Below are 22475 nucleotides of genomic sequence, written 5' to 3' on the forward strand. Positions count from 1 at the left end.
GGCGGGCCGGTGTGGGCGAGTTGCCGCTCGCTCCGCGTGGCCGGACCGTGAGCTAGGTGTCCCGGGGCAGGGGGTATCTCCGTGAGGTGTTGCGGGAGTAGCCAGCGACGGTGTGCGCCGGGCGGTTCAAAAACAGTAGGCGCGGACCGGCGGTTGACCAAAAAGTAGGCGCGAGGTACCGGAATCCGGCACCTCGACGGAGCACTTCTTGGTCGTCGGCGGATTCGCCTCTACAGTTTTTGGACTCCCCCTCGCCTTCCTCGGTCTGCGGCCCCGGGCTTCTGCATGCCCACTTCCGGCCCGCGAGGACTCCTGTGCGAGGCGGTCAGTTACCTCCGCGCTTCCGCACCCGAATAGGGGTTCCTCTTTGCCTTTTTCCCTGCACCAGGGTGACGCCCTCGGCGTTCTCGCCGGCCTCCCGGACGGCTGCGTCGACTCCGTCGTCACCGACCCGCCTTACAACAGCGGGGGCCGGACTGCTAAGGAGCGCACGGCCCGCTCCGCGAAGCAGAAGTACACCTCCGCCGATTCCAAGAACGACCTCGCCGACTTCACCGGCGAGAACATGGACCAGCGCAGCTACTCGTTCTGGCTGACGCAGATCATGACCGAAGCCCACCGCCTCGCGAAGACCGGCGGGACTGCGCTGTTGTTCACCGACTGGCGTCAGCTCCCGACCACGACGGACGCGATCCAGGCGGCCGGCTGGCTGTGGCGCGGGGTGCTGGCCTGGCACAAGCCGCAGGCCAGGCCCCAGAAGGGCCGGTTCACCCAGAACTGTGAATTCATCGTCTGGGCATCGAAGGGAGCAATCGACGGCTCCCGCAACCCGGTCTATCTGCCCGGCCTGTATTCGGCCTCGCAGCCCTCGGGGGCGAAGCGCCAGCACATCACGCAGAAGCCCGTCGAGGTGATGCGCGAGCTGGTCAAGATCAGCCCTGAGGGCGGCACCGTGCTCGACTTCTGCGCCGGCTCCGGATCCACGGGCGTGGCCGCCCTGCTGGAAGGCCGAGACTTCATCGGCGTGGAGAAGACCGAGCACTACGCCTCGATCGCGGCCGACCGGCTCACCGAGACGATCCGCGAGACCCTCACCCAAGACGACGTGATTCTCACCGCCTGAGCCGCGAGCGCCGCTCCCGTCAACGCGACCGGCGCCCCAGGCGGCAATCCGACGAAGCGCATCTGTAACTTGCTGGCCGGTCCGCGCGCCGCCGCTTCGCTTTCCACTCATTCCGCGTCTCGTAGGAGGCAGAATTCTTCATGCCCGAATCCACAAAACCGTCTGACGATGAGTTGGATCCGGTTCGCATTCCCGATCCGCAGCTGGAGGGAATCGAGGCGAGCGTCCGACGGCTCATGGAGCAGTCGACGCAACAGGCGCAGCAACTCGACCACCTCGCGTCCGCTCCAGCACCGGGCGGATCGCCGTTCGCCGCGTTCGGCGTGCCGGGCCTTGGCGGGCGGCCTGCAGCCGCTCCGCCGGAGCCCCGCCCGATCCTGGAACTCGACGGAGAGGAGCGCGAGGACGAACTCGACGCCCTGTCGGACTGGGTCGACGACTTCCTCCTCCCGGTCTACGGGGCGGAGGTCACCACCGCGGCGCCCTGGTGTCTGCGGTGGCAGGAGCACGACGATGTCGTGGCCTGGCTCCATGCCCTGTGGCTCGCCTACCAGCAGCACAAGGACCCCGAAGCCGGGCTGTCCGGGCTTTTCGTGTGGCACCGGGACTTCCTCACCCACGCTGTTGCGGCGATCCGTGCGCCGGGCGGGCCGCTGTCGGCCTGCATGACCTCTCCCGATCGGCCCGCGCACCGGCTTCTGCCCGGCCCGCCGCCGTCCGTGCGCACGGAGACCGCGTCCGCGACTGAGGCCGCCGGGCTCGCCGAGCCGGATGAGCCGACGTCATGACCGCGGGAGTGGGACAGCCCGCCTTCGGACTGAGCTTCGACCCCCGCGCGCTGACCGATCTCCTCCAGGCCCCCAGCGATATCCGCGACCTCGCTCTCGCCGGCTTGCAGGAAGTCGTCAACGCGCAGCGCTTCGGGTTGCGCCTGGACGGTGACCTGGAGGGTTTCCGCAAGCTGGTCGTGGACTCCCGGAAGGACTGGCGCGTCGTCTACGGCGTCCGCCCGGCACCCGCGGAGTCCGCGCACCACAAAGAGATTCACGTCGTCGCGGTCCGGCCGCGTGCGGGCAACGACATCTACGACGAGGTCGGCCGCCGCCTGGGGATGACCCGCCGGCCGCTGAGCGCCCGCACTCACGCGGCCCGCTCCCGCTCCCCGCAGCTGAGCACTCGCACTCCCGCGCCCCGGCCCGGTCCGCCGCCCACCGCGCTGCAGAGTCTGCCCCGTCCCGCGCAGAACCCCCAGCACCACCACACCCGCTGAACGCACGGAGCGTCTCCCATGCCCTCTGAACCCGCGCCGAAGCCAACCCGACGTGTGGTCTCCCCGCTCGACCATCGCATCGAAGCCGTCACCGGCCACGACACCGACACCCTGTGGGCCTACCGAGACCGCGGCGTCCTCGACGAGCCACATGCACACCTGGTCGACCGTCACCGCGAGCTGGCCAAGACACAGACCAGCGTCATCTTCTACCTCCGCCTCCTCAACCGCCTCTCCAGCGGCGAGTTCGACGTCGATGACGCCCTGTTCACGCGCATCGCCCGCACCGTGGACCAGCTGGAGGAAGCCACCGACGCACGGGACGCCGCTGCCCGGAAGGTGCTCGCCGCCCTGGAGCCCATCGAGGCCGCCGCGGCGCCCTCCACACCCGACGCGAAGCCTCTCTCCACGGACGACCCGGCGGCGCTGCTCGCCATCGCCGGCGGCGCCAAGCTCTACGAACACCTGCTGACCGGCCGGATGTCCGTCACCGCCGCCTCCGGCACCCGCATCCCTCACGCCAAGCTGCAGCGGCTGGAGGAGGCCGGCCTGGTCGTCCGGGATACCGACCACCCCGTGCACGCCGGCCAGTCGGTCTCCCTGACCGACGCCGGACGCGCCGCGCTGTCCGCCGCCCGACGGACGCCCACGACCCAGGCGCCGAAGGTCCCGGCCCGCCCCGGCACATCCCCGTCCACCTCGGCACAGCGGCGCTGAACTCCATCGAAAGGCCCTTGTTGGCTCCCACCGAACCGGCGGCGCCCCGGAAGCCCATCCCGCAAGTCGACTTCGAGCTGGACGACTTCGACGCCGACGAGGAGACGTACCTCGACTTCTACCGCCAGGTCGCCGTCCACGAGGACATGCTCGTCCCCCTCGCCGAACACCACACCCCCAACGGCGCGCACAGCTACTACGTCCTCTTCGACCGCACCGCCACCTACGGGCACCCAGGCGTGCCGCACTACGTCGCCGTTCACCTGAAGCGGGACCGGGAGAAGGAGACGTTCGACTTCGAGCAAGCGCTGCTGCCACTGCCCGCGATGGCGCAGTCCTGGCTCATCCACCGCGGCTGTCCGCACGATGCCATCGGCCTCGACCCCGAGCTGGGCCCCCCCGCCGGCGGACGAGGCGACTCGTGCGCTGGAGCGCCGCCTCGCGGGCGACGGCGACCACTACGCCATGGGCTACTCCTACACCGCCGACGACCCGGACGACATGGTCACCGTCGTGGCACTGCGCGCCCTGGACGAGCGAGCCCCCTCGCCCTTCCGCGTCATCGTCGAGGAGGTCGACACCGACGCGTGGACGCGCACACTGCGGGAGGGCGGCTTCGCCACGGTCGAGGATGCCTTTCAGTGGTGCGACGACCGGCTCACCGGCGAGGCCGGTCCGCTCCCACCGGTCCGCCCGGCAGCCGCGGCCGTCCGCCCGGCCGGTGTGGCGAAGGCCCCTGTTCCGCGCCCGTCCGGCCGATCGCGCTGAGCGCCAAGGCCGACGCGGGCGGCGAAACATAGCCGACGATCGCCGGTTAGCCAAACCGGCGATTCTCCGGATTCTTATACAGCCGCCGGGACAACACTTCCGCGGCGCCATTCCACGCAATCCCTATGCCATCACGGAGGTTTCTTCCGCATGCGCTCCACCCGAATTGCCATATCCGCGGCGATGCTCGGCGCGCTCGCCCTGCCGGTGCTGTCCGCTACCACCGCCAGCGCGGCACCCGCCGCCGTCTCCGCAGCCCCCGCTAGCAGCTGCTCGTCTCTGCCCCCGCTGCCGTACGCGGTCCACGCCAAGGCCGTGACCATCCGGTCCAAGGCCAGCTCGAAGTCCACCGCGCTCGGCGTGCTCTACAAGAGCCACACGTTCAGCGTGGCCAAGAAGAGCGGCAACTGGCTCTACATCACGGACAAGTCCACCGGCGTCAAGGGCTGGGTCTCCGGCACGTACGTCTACCGCGACATCCAGATGTGCCTGGACTGACAGGCATTCAGCAACTGCCCCTCAGCCGCTGAGAGTCCCCCTCGCATTCCTCCAGGCATCGGCCTTTTCAGAACAGGAGCATTCCTTTGTCCGACGGCATATCCGATGACGCTGAGGATCTCGTGGGCGTGCTCACCGAGCGGATGGAAGCGCGCTTCGCCATGGACATAGACCGGTTGAAGGCCGCAGTCGTCGCCGCGCCTGCCGTGAATCCTGACGCCACCGACGTCGTCAGGTGGCACGGCCTTCTCGTCGAGGCCCAGTCGGTGCTCGACCGCGCGGAGGACGATCTCCTTGCCGCGCTGGAAACCCAGCCCAGCGAGGTCGACGAGCCGACGATGGGCCTCGCGCACCGCGTGAACACTGCCGTCGCCGTACGCGACGGGCGGGCCATGGTGGTGCGGTGGCTCCTTGACCCGGACGCTCCGGGGAAGAAGGGGCTAGCGGCCGAACGGCTCGCCCGTCTTCGTCCCCGAACGGGGCCGGCGGTGCAGACCAGCGCGCCCCGCCAGCCCGCGGGTACCCTCGCGCCTGCGTCTGCGTGGCGGGAGGGAAGGCCCGCGCGATGAGCCGGTTCAAGACCAGCACCATGGATGGCGACCTGCGGAAGGTCTTCGGTAACCCGCTGCCCGAACTGTACGAGGTGGCTGCCGGGCCCGATGCCTCGCCCGCGCTCACCCGTGCACTGGAACTGCGCTCCTTCCTGGCTGCGGTCGAGGAGCAGGTTGCCCGGGTCCGCGACCGCGTGCACGCGGATATGGATCCGGACCGCGACATGGGCGAGCTGTCGGCGGACAAGCTCCGCTTCGACGCGCAGTGGCTGGAGGCGGCGCTGGAGGCCCGCGACGGCTACCGCGCCGCCCTCGGCGAGTTGCTGCGCACCATGCCTCCGCCCGACCAGCGGGCCCGGCCCGTCCGCACGACGCAGCTCAGGGCCACTGCAACCCTGCCCCCGTCCGCCGCCCCGGCACCTCAGCGTGCCGGGGCGGCCCGGGCCCGCCGACCGTGAAAGCCCCCGCTTGTCTCACCTCACGTCCACCGAGATAGCCGGACGGATCGAGGACCTGTACGGCGCGCCGCTCGCCGACCTCGCAGCCCACGCCCAGGACCAGCCGCCCGGCATGCTCTCCGCCCTGCTCGGCATGCACGACGACCTCGCCCTCGCCGAGCGCAGCATCGACGTCCACCGCGACCACCTCGCCCGGCTCCTCCATCCCGAGCGCCAGATCGGCCGGCACCAGGTCTCCCACCTCCTCGACGGCTCCCGTCGGCTCGCCGAAGCCGTCGCAGTCCGCGACGTCCAGGCCAAGTCGGTCGCCGCCGTTCTGCAGAGCCTGGCACGCGTCCCGGCCTCAGCGCCGTCCCCGCCGACTCCTTCGCCGCCCGTTCCGGCTCCACCCCCTCCGGTCCAGAGCACGGCGCACAGCCGCTGATCCGCAGGCGATTCCCCTTCTTCACCCAGGAGTTCCTCCCTTGGCCATCACTGCTCTGCCTCCTGACACTGACGCTGACATCGCCCGGGTCACCGAGGCCCTCGCCATGATCACCCCGCGCTGGAACGTGAGGATCCTGCTGGCCCTCTCCGGCCCGCCGCTGCGTTACAGCGAGCTGGCGGCCAAGGTGTCCTGGCTGCAGAACGGCCAGCTCCACCCCAAGCTCAAGGCGCTGTGCGACGCCGGGCTTGTCGAGCGCACCGAACACACCGCACGACATGTGACCTACCGCCAGACCGAGCGTGGCATGGCCCTCCTGCCGGTCCTGCCGATGATCGCCACCTGGGCCGAGGAGCATCTGGAAACCGCGGACCGCCCGCTGCCCGCCATCGAGCAGATCGAGGACAGCCTCACCCTGCTCACCCGCCGCCACGCCGCCACCATCCTGTGGGTGCTCAAGTCCCGCCAGGAGGTGAGCGGCCGTGCCCTGGCCCGGATCGCCATGCCCAGCAGCGACGGGACCAACATCTACCCGCCGCTGCGGCAGCTCGTGGCCGACGGCCTGGTCGACACCGAGGGCACCGGCCGGCCCTACCGGCTGTCCTCGGCGGGCGACGGCCTGGGCCCCGTTCTGGGCGCCCTGTCCGCGTGGTCCGCCGGGCAGCCCCTCAACCAGGCAACCCAGCACCCGATCTGGGGGCACCCGAAGGCGAAGCCCGCGCCAAGGCCGTGGGTCAGCAGCCAGTCCCGGCTGGCCCCCGCAGCGCTCCCGCAGGCCCGGACGGGTGAGTCCTCTCCGGCGTGGCACAACCGCGACCTCTTCTCCCATGCCACGACTGCCCGCCCGAAGGCGGCCGTCACGGCGGGAGGCCCGCGCCGATGACCACCCTCTTCACCACGGTCGAAGTGCGCAACGCGGTCGAGCTGCTGGCGTCGCGCTCCTTGATCCGCCTGGTCACCGAGATCGACGACAACGGGGCGATACCGCCGCGACGGCTGGCCGCTACCCTCCCCGACATCTCCTCCCACCAGCTGCGGCGCGCCACCGAAGCAGCCCGCGCTCACGATCTCATCCGGGGCGCACCCGGCTCCGCCCTGGAACTCGCAGACATCGGTGCGGAGTTGGCCGATCTCTATGACGCGGCTGCGCGCTGGGCCCGACGCCACGCCTACCCGGCCCCGGTCTGCGAGTTCAGCAGTCGCATCCGACACGTCCTCGACCTTCTTGCGCCTTCGCTCACGACCGAGCGCGCCGACGGTTTCACACGGCCGAGCACCGCGCCCCTGCCCAGCGCCGAGGCCGAGGTGGACCTTGCCCGCCCCCGCGCTCTGCTGATCCAGTGGCTGAGCGATAACCCGCAGGTCACCCGGGGGTCCGAGCCCGAGCCGGTCGCGTGAGCGCAGCGGTTACACCCCGGCACGCGCGCCACACTGCTTGGCTGATGCGCAGCATCTACCTGCCGCGCACGGCGGACGCCCTCGCGTTCGCCATGTCCACTTACGGCATCCCGCTGCTGGCCCTGGCCACCACGCGCTCGGCCACGCTGACGGGAGCGGCGTTCGCCCTGGAGTGGATCCCGCGGCTGGCGGCGTTCGGGTGGGCCGGATCGATCGTCGACCGGCGCGGGGCATCCGTGGTCTTTCATCTCGCCTCTCTGGGACGCGCGCTGGCCCTCGCCGCCGGCGCGGTCCTGCTCCATCTCCACCCGTCCGGCGCCGTGGCGAGCGTGACCGTGATGGTGCTCGCGGCGGCAACCGGCGTGCTCACCGAGTTCAGTTACATCGCGGTCGAGACCGCCGGCGCCGCCGCCGGCCGCCGAGCGGGTGCGCGGGCCCACCGCGTCCAGGCCGTCCTACTCGGCATCGACCAGACTGCGACGCTGGCCGGCCCGGCGCTCGCCGGAGTGGTTCTGCTCGCCGGGCCGCCGTCGATGCTTGCGGTGATCACAGTGCTTTCGCTTCTCGCCGCGCTGCTCGCCCTGCGCACACCCCCCTCGCCTGTCGCCGCGGCCCGCGCGCCGAAGGCGCAGTCCGGCGCCGGACTCCTCGCCGGGTGCCGCACCATCCGCTCGCTTCCCGCGCTCGGCTGGCTCGTGACCGGGCTGACCCTGTCCAACCTGGCTACCGGGCTCCTCCAGGCGGCCGGCCCGGTGATCGTGGTCCAGCACTTCGGGCAGTCCACCACTGCCGTCGGCCTGGTCTGGTCCGCCGCTGCGGGAGCGACGCTCCTGAGCGTCACGCTCTGCCGGTTCGCGCTCGACCGCCTGGGCCTGTGGCCGGTCGGTGCCGCCTGCGCGGCCCTGGCCTCGCTCGCCTGTCTCGCCGCTGCCCAGGCTCCCGACTACCTGTCCTACCTGGTCCTGGTCGCGGTCCTCATGGCGGCCGAAGGCGGCATGACGGTCGTCCTGCGCACCCTGCGCTCCCGCCTGATCCCCCCGGAGAAATTCGGCAGCACCCTGTCGGCGACCATCCTCATCCTCCTACTGCCCTTCCCTGTCGCCGGCGTACTCGCCGCGCTCACCCCGCCCGACGCGATGGGCCACGTCATCACCGCCTGCGCCGCCTTGCAGACCCTCGGTCTGTTTCTCGCTTTCGCCCGCCTACGCACCGATCCAGCCCTGCGCACCTGACCCTGTCGTGCTTCCCCAGCCTGTGGAGAACCCCATGCCCACCGCTGCTCTCGGCCCGCGCGGTCGCACCATCACCGAACAGTTCCACGCCTTCGATGCGAACAACCCGCACGTCTACCGCGCTCTGGAACGCATGGCCGCCCTGGCACCACACGGGTCAGCCTCAAGGACCTCTTCGAAGACTTGCGCCGCCAACTCCCGTATGGCGTCGCCGGACTGAACAACAACTTCACCGCCCTCTACGCCCGCCGCTTGATCGACGACCACCCCCACTGGGCCAGCGTGTTCGAGCTGCGCCGCCGCCGAGCCGCCTGACACACCCCTTTTCTCTGCTCTCGTCCTGCCGTTCACTGATACGGAGACCCCCTTCTTGTCCGATCGTCCTCTCGTGCTCGTCGTTTCCCCTGGCGATGAGACCTATCGCGGCTACTGCCTGGAGCAGGTGGCCGCCGCGTACGATGTCGTTCTGCTCACCGGTGCCGAGCCGTCGTGGGAGGCACCGTTCATCGTCGACCACGCCGTCGTCGACCTGAACGACACCGCCGCGCTGCTCGCTGGTGGCCGGGCCCTGGCCGAGCGCCACGACCTCGCTGGCGTGGTCACCTGGGACGAGTGGCGCCTCGTCCCCACCGCCCGCCTCGCCCGCGCGCTCGGTCTGTCCTCGAATTCTGTCGAGGTGATGCGGGCTTGCCGCAACAAGGCCACCGCCCGCACCAGCTTCGCACGCCACGGGGTGCCGTCGGCTGCCTCGATGAAGGCGCGGACCCTGCTGGAGGCTGGCCTTGCGACGATGACCCTGGGCTGTCCCGCCGTCATCAAGCCCGCCGCATGCGCCGGCAGCATCGGCGTGATCCGCGTCGACCACCCCGAAGAGCTGCCCGCCGCGTTCGCGTTCGCCTCGGCCGGCGCGAGCCGCAGCCGCGAGGACACCGGCGTCCTGGTCGAGGAGTACCTCGACGGATCAGACGTCTCCGTCGAGTGCGTCACCCACCGCGGCGAGACCACCGCGGTCGCCGTGACCCGCAAGCACCTGGGCCCCGCACCGTACTTCGACGAGACCGCGCACACCGTCGATGCCACCGACCCGCTCCTGGCCCAGGTCGCCCCGGCGGCCGCTGCAGCGGTCAAGGCCCTGGGGATCCGCGACGGCGTGCAGCACGTCGAGCTGCGCCTCGTGGACGGTCGGCCCCGGCTGATCGAGGTCAACGCGCGTATCGGCGGGGACATGATCGGCCACCTCGTCCGCCTCGCCACCGGCATCAACCTGCCGAAGGCCGCCGCCGACCTCGCCTGCGGCCAGGCCCCGGACCTCACCCCGACCCGCAGAGGGGCAGCAGGCATCCGCATGTTCTACCCGGCCGCATCCGGCACGCTCACCGAGCGGCACATCAACCAGCCGTTCGCCGCCCAAACTCCCTGGCTGCGGCAAGTGCAGTGGACCCGTGAGATCGGCGACCCGCTCCTCCTGCCGCCCGAAGGCGACCTGTTCACCGCCCGGGCCGGGTTCTACATCGTCACCGGCCGCGACACCGCCGAGGTCACCGAACGCCTCGACACCGCCGCCGACGAGATCACCGTCACCACGCGGGCGGACCGATGAACCGGCCCGATCCGCGCCTCGACATCGACGGCGACGTCTACGTCTCCCCGCGGCATCTCGCCTCCACCAACGGGATCGGTGACCCCGCCCTCGCTCCGCTGCTCGACCTCGGCTGGGACCTCCAGCACGACGAGTACTCCAACGTCTACGTGACCGCCCTCGATCGGCGCGTGCGCCTGGGCTACCTGCCCGAAGGCGAAGACGACGGGCTCTGGCGCATCAACGCCTACAAGGACTCGTTCGGTCCGCCGGCGTGGGGCGTCTGTTTCAACGACCGCGTCCCCACCGAGTTCGTGGCCGCGTTCACCACCGTCCTCGCCGCGGCGTACGAGCAGGGGCCGGATGCCTACCTCGCCCGGCCGGTTTCCGGGACCGACGGGCACGACCCGTTCCTCGCTGTTGTCCCGCTCCTGCAGCAGGGCTGGGAGATCGACCGCCCGCGCTGGGGCGTCTTCGCCGTCCAGGCCCCGGACGGACTCGCCGGCATGGAGTTCACCACCGGCGACCTCGATCCGGAAGCCGAGCTGACGACGCGGGATGCCCGCTGGCAGCTGTGGGCGGGCAAGTCCATCGACCGGCCCCTCTGGTACGCCACGGCCAGCACCGACACTCCCGTCGCACTGCTCACCGCCGTCACCCAGTGCGTCGCCGATCCGGCACCGCTGCCCCGGTGGCGTCAGGACACCTTCAGCTACGCCAAGGGCATGGCCCAGCTCACCCCGATCCTCCCGCCCCGGTCGCCGGCCCCCACCCCGCTCGACGTGCAGCGGGCCGCCGCGTCCCGCCGCCCGGCCGCGCTGCCCGCGGCCAGCGTCCCGCGCTGGAGCACCACCAGTCGACCCGCCCTGCCCGGCCCACGCCGGTAGGACCAGCCCGACCCCTACCGGAGACCCCTCTTGTCCCTGCAAGCCCCCGAGTTCTTCGCCGAGCTGCGCCTCCCCTTCCACGACAACACCGTCGTGGGCAACACCTACTACGCCACCCCCGTCCCCGGCGCACCGCTACGGCTGCGGATCGACTTCAGCCGCACCATCTACGCGGACACCTACGGCGGCCTGCGTGTCGCGGTCGTCCACCCCGAACGCGGCGAGATCGACGCAGTCGCCCTCAGCTTCGAAGATCACGGCACCTTCCACCGCCGCGACGAAGCCACCAACACCCGGCCGAACACCAAGCAGTACGGCACCTTCGACAAGTACCACCGCCCCGGCCGACCCCCGTGGGAGGGGGCCGTCACCACCGGGCTGCGCGACGCCATCGAGCAGTACACCGCCATCTGGTTCCCCGGCGCCTGGACCACGTCCGAACCGAGCCGCGGCGCAGGCCGGACCGCGCTCACGACTCCCGCTGTGCCGGTCGTCCGCAGCGCTGCCCGCGCCCGCTGAGCCGCGCCGACACCGCCAGCCCCGGCGTTCCGCACTCTCCCAGCAGAAGCCCTGCCCGTGATGACCCACCCCGTTGAGAACCTCGACCCGGCCCAGACCGTGCACGTCCTTCCCCGCCACCTCGCCGGGCCCGGCGCCGTCGATCCGCGCACCGCATGGCCCTTCCCCTTCGACGAGGGCTGGCCGTTCGCCCAGACCGACGCACGCACGGCCGCGGCTTTCAGCCCGTGCCTGCGACTGCAGACCACCTACGACCCCCAGCCCGACATACCCGGCAAGGGCACGTGGACCATCAACGCGCACCGGGCCCCGTTCACCCCACCGGCCTGGCGGATCACCTTCGACGCCACCACCCCCATAGAGCTGCTGCACGACATCCACACCGAGCTGCTCGACCTCTACCTCGAAGACCGGCACAGCGACCAAGACCGACTGTTCCAGGACGATACGGCGCCGAACGAGGCGTACACGCCGCTGCTCACCTGCGGCTGGAGCCACGACGTCAAGACCGACGGCACACAGACCTTCCTCACCCCCGAAGGACTCGGCGGCGTACGCCACCGCTACGCCTACAGCGGCTCCAGCGATCCGGTCTGGCGGGCCTGGGGCGGGTACCCCAGCGAGCCGCACTGGAAGGCACGCATCTCCTTCGGTACGCCCGCCACGCTCGTCGCGGCCTTCACCGCCTCGCTGGTCTCCACCGAGCCACTGCACCGCACCGTCCAGGACGTCCCCGTCCGCACCCGCCGCGCCCTCTACACCGCCGCCGCGACAACCAAGCAGCCGCACGGCAACACTCCTGTTGCCCCGCCGCCTCCCGCCCCGGTCTCTGGCCGAACCCGATGACTTTCCTCGCCCCCTGATCCAAGGAGTCCTCCTCCTCGTGCACGCACGTTTCGTCCGATCCGCCGCTGTCGCCGTCGCGGTGACCGGCGCCCTCACTTGGGCGCCGGCCGCGAGCGCCCAGCCCTCCGGACCGGCCCCCTCGGCCTCCGCCGCTCTCGCCCAGACACCGGCCCCGGACGCGGGCAGCGTCGAGATCACCACCAAGGACACGACAGGGGACGCGCTCCCCGGCGCCGCGTTCCTGCTGCTCGACTCCGCCGGCCAGGAAGTCGGACGCGGGAAGACCGACCCACACGGGAAGCTGACCTTCCCCGACCTCGCGCCGGGGGTCTACCGGCTCAAGGCGACGGGGTCCGGCAGCCCGCTCCCCGAGGCCGTCGCCGACCAGGACGTCATCGTCACCCCGGGCGCGACCACACGGCCGACGATCACCGACCCGTTCAAGGCCGCCAAGGTCCTTCTGCAGGCCAGGGACGACAAGACCGGAAGGCTCCTGCCCGGCGCGACCGTGAACATTGGCACCGGTACCTCGGCGCTGCTCACCCTGACCACCGGAGCCAAGGGCATGGCCTCCGGAAAACTGCCGGTGTCGAGCCGGAAGACGCAGTTCTGGGTGAAGGAGATCAAGGCCCCCGCCGGGTACGACCTCTACAAGCCGTCCAAGATGTTCACCGCGGGCGCCGGCGCCCCGGTCACAGTGACCGTCACCAACGCCAAGCCCGCCACTGACCCGAAGCCCGACCCCTCGGAGAAGCCGACGCACCAGCCCACCAACACCCCGTCCACCCCAGGTAAGCCGAGCAGCGGTATCGGCGGGGCCACGCCCTCCGCGCCGGGCACTGGCACACCGTATGCCCACTCCTCGTCCACCGCCGCCGCGATCCCGGCCGGCGACTCCACGCCGGAGGCATCGAAGGGTTCCCTCGCCCACACCGGCGCCGACGCAACACCGTGGCTGATCGGCGGCGCGGGAGTGTTGATCGCCGCTGGCGGAGGCGCCCTGGTCATGGCCCGCCGCCGTCACGCGGATGAGTCCACCGACGACGGCGGCACCGAGAGCTGACCTCACCCCCTTCACGAGCCAAGCCCCCGGAATCCGACCTTGTGGATTCCGGGGGCTTTGTCGTCGGTGAACGCAGGGATGGACGAGTGGTTCGTTTGCTGAGATTTACGTTGGCTTAGCGGGCCTGGAAGATCACCGCCAGATGCCGCTCCGCCCGCGCTGCTGTGGAGTAGCCGAACTGGGCGGCGAGAGCTAACCCACGATCACCCCTCGACCAGCAGGCCCCTGGGATCTCCCCCAGGGGGGCGTGCCGCGTATACCAGCGTCCGCAGGCCAGAGCCACGCTTTCAGCGATAGCCCGCGGCAGCGCCGGGGACTACGCCTAGGGTCCGGCGGCAGACGGACTGGGCGAAGAGCTGAGGAGGGGCGTGTGGCACGACGTGCTGCTGCTGGAAGGTACCGGTACTGGTCGGGCCGCCGGGTTCGAGCCGTCGCCGAGGAGGTCGGTGTGGCTCTGGATCGTGGCTGGCGGTGGTCGTTCACTCTCAGCCTGCCCATGACGCAACTCCAACTCGGCGAGGGCACCGGCGCCCAGAACCGCCTGATCACGGAGGAGCGGATCATCAAGAAGCTCGGGCCTTTGGCTGCCACCGCCTTCGACCGTCCGGCGCCCGTTGGCTATGCCCAGGGCATCGGGCACGTTGAGTTTGCGGAGTTCGTCGGCAGCTATGCCGCCAATGAGGCCGTTCTCTGCCATGTCCGTGCCCGTTGCGGCGAGGGGCGGTCGGTGGACGTTGTCCTCTTCGGCAGCATGGAGAACGTCGAGGGGTTCCGGTCCGGCGACGCGATCGACGGCGGCTGGGTCTCATCCGCGGCCCCGGCGATCGAGGAGCTGCTGCGCAGCCGAGGGGCTGAGAACACTTCGCAGTGGGACGACGATGAGTCCCTCGCGGTGGAAGCTCTCAAAATCGCCGTTCAGCAGGGCAAGCTCTTCGGACAGGACCACGAAGGGCGTCCCTGGACCCGCGGTTACACCCTCGGCAACGACCGTCAGGCGCACTGGTGCGCCGAGGTCTACGCCGATGTCGTCCTGGACGATGATCGGTGGGATCTCGAAGGGGAGCTTGGCCTCGCCGACGCGCACCGGATCGTGATCGGGGCTCCGCTGTGGATACGGGCGCTGCAGCGCGACACCCTCGTTCGGTACCAGCAGGGGGCTACCGGGCGCTTCCGCCGACTCCTCGGTCGGCGACCGGCCTCCGCGCTTTGACCATGACGGACGCAGGTCCGGCTGCTAGGCGTAGCCTTCACCGAGTTCGAGCGCCGGAATGAGGACGGTCGCGGCGTCGCAGTCGTAGCAGGCCCGCGCACCTGGCCGCATCAAGGTATCCAGGGCCTCCATCGTGCCCAGCTCCTTGCCGCCCTTGTCGATGACGTGGCGGCAGGCGGCGTCGTGCACGATCGTACGCCCGCGCCGCTCCGGCGCCGGCCGTACCAGCCAGCCAGGTGCTGGCGGAGGCGGACGCTTGGAGAGTCGGCGGGTCGGCACGGCGTCGAGGGCCACGTCTTCGATGGGGGTGAGCTGCTGGTCGGTTACCCAGACCGTGTACTCGGCGGCCTCGACCCCGTCAGGTGTGGCGACCCAGGCCGGCACACCGATGAGGTATCGCCACGGGAAGCGGCCGGGGACCTCCTGGCGCTTGTGGAGCCGGACCCGCACGGTCTGCCCGTCGGGCAGCGTCAGTGTAATGGCGGCCGGGACGGCACCGGTCGGCTGCGGATCACCACCCGTACCGCGCATCTACCCGCCTCCGGACTCCAGCTCACGCGCCCGCATGCGCAAGGTCACCCGGTGACCAGACCCGGCCGTGCGCCAGTAGGGGTGCCACCACACCCGCGCCGACAGCTCCAGCAGTCGCCGTCGCAGCGCCGTCGTCCGTTCACGCTGAGCCGGATCGGGAGCGCCCGATAGGTACGCTCCCAGGCACTCTGCGCGGCGATCAGGTCCTCGGGAAAAGCAGGGCATCGCATAGAAGTATTGCATCATGTGTTCGATTTCCGTTGCATCTGTGCAGGTGAGGCCGTGCGGTAGACCGTCTGCGGCTCGCCGTACTCGACCACCTCGCCGTCCGAGGACAGGCCGATCGCCTCCAGCAGGCGCCGGGAGCCTGTGTTCGCGCTCTGCGTCACCGCCACCACCGGAAAGTCGCCCGGCAGCTTCCGGGCCCACTCGACCGCGGCGGCGACCGCTTCCCGGCCCAGGCCGTGCCCCCACCACTCCGGGAGGAGGGTGTAGGAGATCTCCGTACCGCCCCGGGGTGAGCCCGGCTCGACGGTGACCAGTCCGATGAACGCCGCCGTGGTGCGGTCCTCGGTGGCGAACGCCCCGGGCAGCCCGGGCAGACGTTCGCGTCGGAGCGCGATCTTCGCCTCGGGCACCGGGCCGCCGAGGTAGCGGCGGACCCGCTCGTCGCGCCACAGGCGCTCGACGGATGTCAGGTCCCCTGTTGCCACCGGCCGTAGTGTCAGGCGGGCTGTTTCGAGGCGAGTGGGCCACCAAGCGTGCGCCTGAGCAGTCGAGTTGGAGGTCATCTGGCACAGCATCCCAGCCGACGGCGGCCGGGATGCTGTGCCGCGCCGCTGTAGGTTCTCAACTTCAGTGTCAGGCGCCGACCCTGTGACCTGGATATTTCCCTTGAGTCTCACGATGTGTCGGCAGGCGGCTGTCTCAGATCGGTGTCATTTCCTTAGGCTGTCCAGCAGGCTGCAACGCGGCCCGGGGCGTCACGAACCTGCATCGGCAACCATCCGTTCCACCCACTCACACACCTTCGTTGCACACGAACGTCCCGAGCGTCGTCGCCGACAAGCGCCTGCGGGACTACGGACGGGTTGATCAGCCCATAATTGGAGTCAGTGCCGAGCGACCCGGCGCATCGCACCCGCCCCGGGTGCACTCACCGCGATCGGAGAGCATCGTGAAGAACAGCGCGTTGTGGCGAGTGGTTGACAACGAGAGTGGTACCCAGTCCATCGTCAGCTCGCCCTCCGAGGCGGTCGCGTTCGTCAACAGCCGGTTCGACACCGATGACGACGACGAGCCGTTCAGCATCACTGAGGTCGGTCCTCTCCTTCCGAAGCCGCTCGGGGTCATCACTGCATGGGCCGCCGAGAAGGACGGCGAGCGAACCGACGGGCGTACTGCCCCGATCACCATCAGGCCGGTTGTGACGGACAACGCCAGCGAGTGCGATGACGTCGTGCTCTGGGGCGACGTGTACGTCTCCTGGGACCACGACATGTACACCGTCGAGGAGCCGGACAGCTCCGAGTACAGCGAGGCTTACAGCGCAGCCGAGTTGAGCGCGATCCTCGACGAGTACGCCGACGACTACGAGTACGCGCCTGAAGGGCCTGAAGGGCCCGACAGCCACAGGGGGCCGAAACCGGAAGAGTTGATCACCTACGGCGCCCAGGAGTGCGCCAAGCGGTTCGGGCACCTCGACGACGACGCCCTGCTGTGGCTCGCTGCCACCCGCATCACGCTCGCCGTGTGGCGCAACACACCCGTCGAGAACTGGCATGCCGGGAAGAGTCCGCTGCACGACGGCACAATGATGCGGATCAACACGGCAACCACCCGACTCGTGCGCTCGATGCTGTCGTTCGACCATGTCGACTGGATCGGTCTCGGTCTCGCGATCGTCAACCCGTCCCGGGTTCTACCGACCGGGCAGTCTGTGCTCGAGCTCGGGCTGGCCTGCCACAACCCTGACGACCCGGCACACGAGGTTGATCCGCGCGTAGAACTCGCGGGGATGGCACAGGTCGCGATCTCATGGGGGCGAAGGTACTGCCGTAGCGAGAAGGAGTTCGGCCTGCGAACCCTGATCGAATCCTTCTGCGCGACCGACAACGGCTGGTTCGGAGCACCGAGTTGGGGGCACATCGTCGATCGGTTCCTTACGGCTGTCGACGACCGGGAGAATGCGCACTGGCGCATACACCGGGACAAGCCTTGGTTCGACGAGTGGTTCACCAACCGGCCGGCCGAGATTGCGGACACCACGGAATTTCGTCGGCTGCTCCTTGCCGGGCCCGACTTGCTGTCCGAGGAGGCCGCCGAATGGTGCGTGGATGGCGCCATCGGCTACGTCTGTCAGGACGACCACGCAAACGGCTGCCCGCGGTGCGGTATCCCGCTGGCAACGGAGTCCTCAAACGAGTGACGGCAGTGGCCAGCGATTCTCAATCCCGTGTCAGTTCGGCCAGTCACATGACATCGCGACTGAGAAAATGACACGGGATCTGAGAACCTACAGCCGCGAACGGTGCGTAGCAGTTCGCCGGGGGCAGACAGGAAAGATCGCGGAAAGACTGGCCAACGCGGGCGGGAGCATGTCAACGTAGACGACCTTGCAAGAAACCCCAGGTCAGAGAGGTGATTGCCCGTGACCGTAGCGCCAATGAGCCCCGGATTTTCCACCACGATCGAGGCCCTGCGGCTTCGGGAATGGCAACTCGGCCCCGGCCAACCCACACTCGTGACGGATCAGTTCTCCGCGGACGAGTTCCACCTGATCGTGGACGACCGCGCGGACGTGCATGTCAGCTCGAAGGATGGGAGCTTCTACCTCGGTTGGTTTCCGAATGGCCGTCCCGGTACGGACGGTGAGGGATGGAAGATCGCCGTCACCGGCACGGCCAATGTACGCGGCTACCACCTGTCGTTCGACACCGAGACGCCGGCCGACATCGTCGCTGCCGCTGTAGCGCGCGTGCTGGAGACCTCGCGTCGCGTACGACAGCCAGGCGCCCACGAGTAGTCCTCGCTGGCGGGCGGCCGGCTGGCTGCCAGTCCCCCGCCCTATCGTCGCTCACCATTCCCCTCACCGTAGGAGGCTGTTCGTGACGTCCCCGGAGATGACCGTCGGCGATCTCATCGACTTGCTGTCCGCCTGCGACCGAGATGCTCCGGTCCGCCAGGCCATGAACCCGTTCTTTCCGATGGCACACCGCATAGAACAGGTCGTGCAGTCGGTGGACGAGACCGGCCGGACCGTTGTCTACCTCGCCGAAGGGCGGGACGAGGACACACAACTCGGCCATCTGCCGCCCGAGGTCGCCGTTGCCCTGACCTGGCAGGGCCCGGTCCAGGCACCCCCGCGCCGCCCCCGCCGCCGTGCCGGCGGCAACTAGACCCGAACCGAGCCCTTGGAGGCGCCCCTGTACCCCGACTTCCCGCTCGCCCCGTCCACTCCGCGCGGCGGCCAGCCCGCGTTCTGGGTCGGTCCCCGACACCTGGCCGGTGATGATGGGCGCCTCTACGACGCCGTCGCCGACACGCTCGCCGGACTGGGCTGGACGAGCCTGACGATCGTCCGCGGACGTCATGAGCCGGACGAGGAGCCGGAGGACCGCCAGGTCCTGCGCAGCACCGTCCTGCACATCAGCCCCGACACCCTCCGATGGGCGCAGTGGAGCCTGGCGGACGAGCCGTTCCATCTGGGGGAGCTGCCGATCGCCTGGCAGATCTCCGCCCGCGCCGAGACGAGTAGCCCGCTTGCTCAGTGGTCGGCTTACTTCACCACCGATGTCCCCGGCGAGGCCGTGTCCGACTTCCTCGTCGCGCTCGACGCCCGCGACCAGCCCGCCATGCCGCTTGTCGGCCCCGAGCTGGTCCTCGACGCCGTTGCCGAACACGGGTGGCTCTGCGATGTCGACCAGTCCCAGGCGGCAGCGACGGATCCGACGTTCACCTCGCACATCAGCCTCGGCGAGGTGCCGCCGCTCATCCAGGACGCCGACCCCCGCGTCCTGACCACCGAGGCGGGCGAGGTGGGACCGGCCGGATGGCAGGCGTGGGCCGAGCCCGCGCTCGGCGCGCCGTGTCTGTGGGCGGTCTCCTTCGCCGCCAGCGTCCCGCACGACCTCGTGGCCGCCTTCGCCGCCTCCCTCACCTCGACCGCACCGGTCCTGCGTCGGGTGCTGCCCGAGGCCACCCGGGAGCGCCTCCTGTGCGCCCCGGCCGGCTAGGGCTCAGATACGTCCGTCTTCTCCTACCACTCAGAGGTGGTTGCTTGCTCTTCGCGGGATGCGACTGGTTGGACCGGTGGCTTGACGTCGCAGTGGTCGACCGGTCGGGAGCCGTCCTCGGCGAGACCCGGATCGTTTACGCCGAGAGCCCGGACCTCGTCCCCCGCTACCGGGAGTTCCTCGCGCCGCTGTGACGCAGGTTACGAGGCACGGTCACCGGCATCGAGGACGTGAATATCCTGTTCGCCCGCTCGCGGGCGGCGTCGGGGATGGAGGTCGTTCATGTGGACCCCACCCGCGCCGCCCGTCACCGCGTAGCTCGGGGGATTCCCAAGAGGGATCGTGCCGATAGGAGGCTGATCGCCTCGATGACTCTGGCGGGCGAGTACCGCCCCCTCGTCGCGAACTCCTCAACGGCGGAGGCACTGCGCGTCGTGGCGCACGCCCACCGGGCGGCCGTGGCCCACCGCGCCGAGGCCCTGCACCGCCTGCGGGCAGCGTTGATGCGGATCTGGCCAGCGGCCGTATCGGCGTGGCCGACCAGTGTCGGAGGGTTGCGCAGCCCCTAGGTGCGAGCCGTCCTCACCAACGCCCCCAACCCTCGTGCCGCCGCCCAGCTTGATCGCACGAGCCTGGCGGCGCTGTTGACCGGGGCGGGCAGGAAATGCACGGTCCAGGACGAGGCCGAGCGCCTGCGCATGATCTTCTCCCGCCCGGTGATACTCCTCGACTCCCATGTCGAAGACGCTGAGGCCCTGCGCATCGGGCACCTCCTGGCGGTCCTCGACCATGCGGTCCGGCGGGCCCCGCACAGCGTGAGAGTGGCTCTATACCTTCGGAATCTCTCTGGATTTTCCTGCGACGCCAGTACTGGATGTCACAGGATGGGGACATTGTTGCTGGCCCCATGCCTGGGGGCTTGCCGAGCGCAAGGGGGCACTGTGGCGGAACTCGTCATGATGACGGTGGACGGTGATGACGAAGGCGCTGCCGTCTTCGAGGTTGACGGCGGCCTGGTGGGCTCTGACCTGGAACTTGCAGCAGAGGACGGCGTGGTAGCCCGAGCCCAAACCTCGCTCCGCCAAGCGCTGGACCGCGTGAGGCCGGCTCTGTCGCAGGTCTCAGAAACAGTCCGAGAGCTTAAGCCGGATGAGATGGAGATTGAGTTCGGGCTGAAGATCGGTGGCGAAAGCGGCGTGATCATCGCAAAGGGGACGGCAGAGGTGAATTTCGCCGTCCGGGTGGTCTGGAAGCGCGCTTGACCCATATGCGTGCTCGACGAGAAGGGTTCATCGTAAAGATCCGGTCAGCGGTCTCGGGCGCTCCCATCGGCCTCGGGTTCGTCGTCGGAGACCGGCACATCGTCACATGCGCCCATGTCGTCAATGCAGCGCTCGGACGCGACAAGCACCACCTTGACCGCCCCAATGACGACGCACGAGTTCAGGTTGAGTTCGTGTTGCTCGGCGACACCGACGGTGCACCGCTTCGTATCTGTCGGGTGGAGGCGTGGGATCCGCCCTCCGGGCCAAGCGGCTCTGGGCGCGATGTAGCTGGCTTGGTCGTTGTGGGCGGGGACACTCTGCCCGTTGGAGCCGGGCCAGCGCGGTTAGTCGATGCGCGTATTGGCCTGACCCCCGATTCGCAAGTATCACTGTTCGGCTATCCAAGTTCCCCCGACCGAAAGGACAAGGGGGCCTGGGCAAGTTGCTCCATACGGGGAGCAGTCGGTGGTGGTCTAATGCAGCTCGATGCCCGCGCCGAGGCCGCCTTGCGAGCTCAGCCCGGATACAGCGGCACGCCAGTTGTGGCGACAGATCGCTGGGGCGATGCAGCCGTGGGAATGCTCGCAATCGCCAGCAAAGGGGGCGCAGCGCAAGATGCATATGCGGTGCCCCTGTCGGAGGTAGCGGCCGCATGGCCCGAGGTCCTGGGTCGGTTGGTACTTCCTCCCTGTCCGTACCGAGGGCTGCAGGCGTTCACAGCCGCAGACGCTCAGGCGGGCATCTTCGTGGGGCGCGAGCGTGAGGTCAAGCGGCTCGGGGAGATGGTGAGGGCTCAGCCACTCGTTGTCGTCACCGGTCCTTCCGGTGTCGGCAAGTCGTCCCTTGTTGCGGCTGGACTGCAGCCTGCGCTCTCGACCGACGGATGGACCGTGGCGTCCTTCCGGCCGGGAGTGACCCCCTATGAATCAGTTGCTCGGGCCCTGCTTGATCTTGAGCATCCCGGAGCGAACCACTCCCTTGAACAGTTGGACCATCGAGCCCGGGCACTGCGCGAGGACGGATTTTGGCCGGTAGCTTCGAAGGTTGCCCTGTTGACCGGTAAACGCCTAGCACTCATTGGGGATCAGTTCGAGGAGGTGCTTAGCGGGAGTCCGGACACGGAGAAGGCGCTGGAGTTCCTGCAGCATCTGCTACCGCCCCCAGACACTGTGCAAGACGCAAAGGTACGGCTGGTGTGCACACTGCGCGCCGACTTTCTTCCCGAATTGCTGGAACTACCCAATATCGGTTCCCGGCTACAGGATCGGCAGTTGAACGTCTCCCCGCTGGACGAGGCAGCACTGACACGGGTGATCGTGGAACCGGCACAGCTTGCTGGCGTGGCCTTCAGCCCGGGGCTGGCGGAGACGATCGCGGGTGAAGCCAGTAGGGCGGCAGGTAGTCTGCCGCTCCTGGAGTTCACTTTGACCGAACTGTGGCCCTTGCAGCGTAAACGCCAGATCAGTTTTGACAGCTATCACGGCCTCGGAGGCGTTGCTGGGGCCCTGAACCAGCATGCAGAAAAAGCCTATTACTGGCTACACGAACAGCTCCGACTGGATGAGCAACGTATCCGTCGCGCCCTGCTTTCTATGATCCGTGCCCGTGGTGGGGCGGCCAGCGCCGTCCGCGTCACCGCCGACCGCTCCTATCTCGGCACTGACTGGTACATCGCCCAGCTACTTGCCGAACCGGACCGCCGTCTTGTCATCCTGGGACCTGAGGGACCCGAGACGGCCGAGATCGCACACGAGGCTCTGATTCGGGAATGGGGCAGACTCTCTGTCTGGGTCGAGGAAGACGCCGACTTCCAGCAGTGGCTCACTGTCATGGAAGAACGCGCCCGAGACGAAGACCTGCTCTCCGCTACCCGAGTGGCAGAGGCGCAGCGCTGGCTTGGT

Annotated in this window: 26 protein-coding genes and 3 pseudogenes; 27 read left to right on the top strand and 2 right to left on the bottom strand. The window is 69.4% G+C overall.

The window, feature by feature from the left end:
- Positions 1-367 precede the first annotated feature (367 nt).
- From ACH4SI_RS16095 to ACH4SI_RS16185, 19 genes and pseudogenes are all read left to right on the top strand, one after another.
- Complete coding sequence (locus ACH4SI_RS16095) at positions 368-1123, top strand: DNA-methyltransferase (protein ID WP_398296331.1); 756 nt, start codon at positions 368-370, stop codon at positions 1121-1123.
- A gap of 236 nt (positions 1124-1359) precedes the next feature.
- On the top strand, positions 1360-1911 hold the full coding sequence (locus ACH4SI_RS16100; protein ID WP_398296562.1) for a DUF4913 domain-containing protein: 552 nt from the start codon (positions 1360-1362) through the stop codon (positions 1909-1911).
- Entirely contained in the window at positions 1908-2393 is a 486-nt protein-coding gene (locus ACH4SI_RS16105; protein ID WP_398296332.1) for a hypothetical protein, read from the top strand. The genes ACH4SI_RS16100 and ACH4SI_RS16105 overlap by 4 nt, the downstream gene beginning before the upstream one ends.
- Positions 2394-2411: 18 nt before the next feature.
- Complete coding sequence (locus tag ACH4SI_RS16110; protein WP_398296333.1) at positions 2412-3110, top strand: hypothetical protein; 699 nt, start codon at positions 2412-2414, stop codon at positions 3108-3110.
- A 17-nt stretch (positions 3111-3127) separates the two neighbouring features.
- Positions 3128-3878: pseudogene (locus ACH4SI_RS16115) on the top strand (hypothetical protein).
- A gap of 150 nt (positions 3879-4028) precedes the next feature.
- Positions 4029-4376 (top strand): SH3 domain-containing protein, encoded by a 348-nt coding sequence (locus ACH4SI_RS16120; RefSeq protein ID WP_398296335.1) that lies wholly within the window; start codon positions 4029-4031, stop codon positions 4374-4376.
- 86 nt (positions 4377-4462) lie between these two features.
- Entirely contained in the window at positions 4463-4945 is a 483-nt protein-coding gene (locus tag ACH4SI_RS16125; protein ID WP_398296336.1) for a hypothetical protein, read from the top strand.
- The gene (locus ACH4SI_RS16130; RefSeq protein WP_398296337.1) at positions 4942-5385 is read left to right on the top strand and encodes a hypothetical protein; all 444 of its coding nucleotides are present in this window, start codon (positions 4942-4944) and stop codon (positions 5383-5385) included. Before ACH4SI_RS16125 ends, ACH4SI_RS16130 begins: the two co-directional genes overlap by 4 nt.
- 10 nt (positions 5386-5395) lie before the next feature.
- Positions 5396-5809 carry a hypothetical protein gene (locus tag ACH4SI_RS16135; protein ID WP_398296338.1) on the top strand — a complete coding sequence of 138 codons (414 nt, stop codon included), beginning with the start codon at positions 5396-5398 and terminating at the stop codon, positions 5807-5809.
- A gap of 40 nt (positions 5810-5849) precedes the next feature.
- The gene (locus ACH4SI_RS16140) at positions 5850-6692 is read left to right on the top strand and encodes a winged helix-turn-helix transcriptional regulator (protein WP_398296339.1); all 843 of its coding nucleotides are present in this window, start codon (positions 5850-5852) and stop codon (positions 6690-6692) included.
- On the top strand, positions 6689-7207 hold the full coding sequence (locus ACH4SI_RS16145) for a regulator (RefSeq protein WP_398296340.1): 519 nt from the start codon (positions 6689-6691) through the stop codon (positions 7205-7207). The genes ACH4SI_RS16140 and ACH4SI_RS16145 overlap by 4 nt, the downstream gene beginning before the upstream one ends.
- On the top strand, positions 7204-8439 hold the full coding sequence (locus ACH4SI_RS16150; protein ID WP_398296341.1) for an MFS transporter: 1236 nt from the start codon (positions 7204-7206) through the stop codon (positions 8437-8439). Before ACH4SI_RS16145 ends, ACH4SI_RS16150 begins: the two co-directional genes overlap by 4 nt.
- A 34-nt stretch (positions 8440-8473) precedes the next feature.
- Positions 8474-8754 (top strand): annotated as a pseudogene (locus ACH4SI_RS16155) (hypothetical protein).
- 73 nt (positions 8755-8827) lie between these two features.
- Entirely contained in the window at positions 8828-10039 is a 1212-nt protein-coding gene (locus ACH4SI_RS16160; protein ID WP_398296342.1) for an ATP-grasp domain-containing protein, read from the top strand.
- Positions 10036-10905: a DUF317 domain-containing protein gene (locus tag ACH4SI_RS16165; protein ID WP_398296343.1), complete on the top strand. Its 870-nt coding sequence runs from the start codon at positions 10036-10038 to the stop codon at positions 10903-10905. Before ACH4SI_RS16160 ends, ACH4SI_RS16165 begins: the two co-directional genes overlap by 4 nt.
- 30 nt (positions 10906-10935) lie before the next feature.
- Positions 10936-11424 (top strand): hypothetical protein, encoded by a 489-nt coding sequence (locus tag ACH4SI_RS16170; RefSeq protein WP_398296344.1) that lies wholly within the window; start codon positions 10936-10938, stop codon positions 11422-11424.
- Positions 11425-11484: 60 nt separating this feature from the next.
- The gene (locus ACH4SI_RS16175) at positions 11485-12270 is read left to right on the top strand and encodes a DUF317 domain-containing protein (protein WP_398296346.1); all 786 of its coding nucleotides are present in this window, start codon (positions 11485-11487) and stop codon (positions 12268-12270) included.
- Between the two features lie 37 nt (positions 12271-12307).
- Positions 12308-13333 carry a SpaA isopeptide-forming pilin-related protein gene (locus ACH4SI_RS16180; protein WP_398296347.1) on the top strand — a complete coding sequence of 342 codons (1026 nt, stop codon included), beginning with the start codon at positions 12308-12310 and terminating at the stop codon, positions 13331-13333.
- A 370-nt stretch (positions 13334-13703) separates the two neighbouring features.
- Positions 13704-14543: a hypothetical protein gene (locus tag ACH4SI_RS16185; protein ID WP_398296349.1), complete on the top strand. Its 840-nt coding sequence runs from the start codon at positions 13704-13706 to the stop codon at positions 14541-14543.
- A gap of 24 nt (positions 14544-14567) precedes the next feature.
- Here ACH4SI_RS16185 and ACH4SI_RS16190 read toward each other — a convergent pair whose 3' ends face one another.
- Both ACH4SI_RS16190 and ACH4SI_RS16195 read right to left on the bottom strand, forming a co-directional pair.
- Positions 14568-15074: a DUF6233 domain-containing protein gene (locus tag ACH4SI_RS16190; RefSeq protein WP_398296350.1), complete on the bottom strand. Its 507-nt coding sequence runs from the start codon at positions 15072-15074 to the stop codon at positions 14568-14570.
- A 242-nt stretch (positions 15075-15316) separates the two neighbouring features.
- Positions 15317-15877, bottom strand: coding sequence for a GNAT family N-acetyltransferase (locus ACH4SI_RS16195; RefSeq protein ID WP_398296351.1), 561 nt, complete (start codon positions 15875-15877; stop codon positions 15317-15319).
- 374 nt (positions 15878-16251) lie between these two features.
- Here ACH4SI_RS16195 and ACH4SI_RS16200 point away from each other — a divergent pair, with 374 nt between their 5' ends.
- From ACH4SI_RS16200 to ACH4SI_RS16235, 8 genes and pseudogenes are all read left to right on the top strand, one after another.
- Positions 16252-17502, top strand: coding sequence for a hypothetical protein (locus tag ACH4SI_RS16200; RefSeq protein ID WP_398296352.1), 1251 nt, complete (start codon positions 16252-16254; stop codon positions 17500-17502).
- 222 nt (positions 17503-17724) lie between these two features.
- Positions 17725-18099 (top strand): DUF317 domain-containing protein, encoded by a 375-nt coding sequence (locus ACH4SI_RS16205; RefSeq protein ID WP_398296353.1) that lies wholly within the window; start codon positions 17725-17727, stop codon positions 18097-18099.
- A gap of 82 nt (positions 18100-18181) precedes the next feature.
- Positions 18182-18472, top strand: a complete 291-nt coding sequence (locus tag ACH4SI_RS16210) for a hypothetical protein (protein WP_398296354.1) — start codon at positions 18182-18184, stop codon at positions 18470-18472.
- Between the two features lie 15 nt (positions 18473-18487).
- Positions 18488-19309, top strand: a complete 822-nt coding sequence (locus tag ACH4SI_RS16215) for a DUF317 domain-containing protein (protein WP_398296355.1) — start codon at positions 18488-18490, stop codon at positions 19307-19309.
- A 44-nt stretch (positions 19310-19353) separates the two neighbouring features.
- Positions 19354-19503 carry a hypothetical protein gene (locus ACH4SI_RS16220; protein WP_398296356.1) on the top strand — a complete coding sequence of 50 codons (150 nt, stop codon included), beginning with the start codon at positions 19354-19356 and terminating at the stop codon, positions 19501-19503.
- Between the two features lie 75 nt (positions 19504-19578).
- On the top strand, positions 19579-19878 hold the full coding sequence (locus ACH4SI_RS16225; protein WP_398296563.1) for a transposase: 300 nt from the start codon (positions 19579-19581) through the stop codon (positions 19876-19878).
- A 372-nt stretch (positions 19879-20250) separates the two neighbouring features.
- Positions 20251-20571 carry a CU044_2847 family protein gene (locus tag ACH4SI_RS16230; RefSeq protein ID WP_398296357.1) on the top strand — a complete coding sequence of 107 codons (321 nt, stop codon included), beginning with the start codon at positions 20251-20253 and terminating at the stop codon, positions 20569-20571.
- Positions 20572-20576: 5 nt separating this feature from the next.
- Positions 20577-22361 (top strand): annotated as a pseudogene (locus tag ACH4SI_RS16235) (serine protease); the annotation flags it as partial.
- Positions 22362-22475: the final 114 nt, after the last annotated feature.

Source organism: Streptomyces sp. NPDC021212 (assembly GCF_044332925.1).
Lineage (GTDB): Bacteria > Actinomycetota > Actinomycetes > Streptomycetales > Streptomycetaceae > Streptomyces.

Coding starts and splice junctions, on each gene's coding strand:
- ACH4SI_RS16105 (WP_398296332.1), top strand. CDS start 1,908: ATGACCGCGGGAGTGGGACAGCCCGCCTTCGGACTGAGCTTCGACCCC.
- ACH4SI_RS16175 (WP_398296346.1), top strand. CDS start 11,485: ATGACCCACCCCGTTGAGAACCTCGACCCGGCCCAGACCGTGCACGTC.
- ACH4SI_RS16120 (WP_398296335.1), top strand. CDS start 4,029: ATGCGCTCCACCCGAATTGCCATATCCGCGGCGATGCTCGGCGCGCTC.
- ACH4SI_RS16190 (WP_398296350.1), bottom strand. CDS start 15,074: ATGCGCGGTACGGGTGGTGATCCGCAGCCGACCGGTGCCGTCCCGGCC.
- ACH4SI_RS16165 (WP_398296343.1), top strand. CDS start 10,036: ATGAACCGGCCCGATCCGCGCCTCGACATCGACGGCGACGTCTACGTC.
- ACH4SI_RS16195 (WP_398296351.1), bottom strand. CDS start 15,877: ATGCTGTGCCAGATGACCTCCAACTCGACTGCTCAGGCGCACGCTTGG.
- ACH4SI_RS16130 (WP_398296337.1), top strand. CDS start 4,942: ATGAGCCGGTTCAAGACCAGCACCATGGATGGCGACCTGCGGAAGGTC.
- ACH4SI_RS16100 (WP_398296562.1), top strand. CDS start 1,360: ATGGAGCAGTCGACGCAACAGGCGCAGCAACTCGACCACCTCGCGTCC.
- ACH4SI_RS16145 (WP_398296340.1), top strand. CDS start 6,689: ATGACCACCCTCTTCACCACGGTCGAAGTGCGCAACGCGGTCGAGCTG.
- ACH4SI_RS16225 (WP_398296563.1), top strand. CDS start 19,579: ATGGAGGTCGTTCATGTGGACCCCACCCGCGCCGCCCGTCACCGCGTA.
- ACH4SI_RS16110 (WP_398296333.1), top strand. CDS start 2,412: ATGCCCTCTGAACCCGCGCCGAAGCCAACCCGACGTGTGGTCTCCCCG.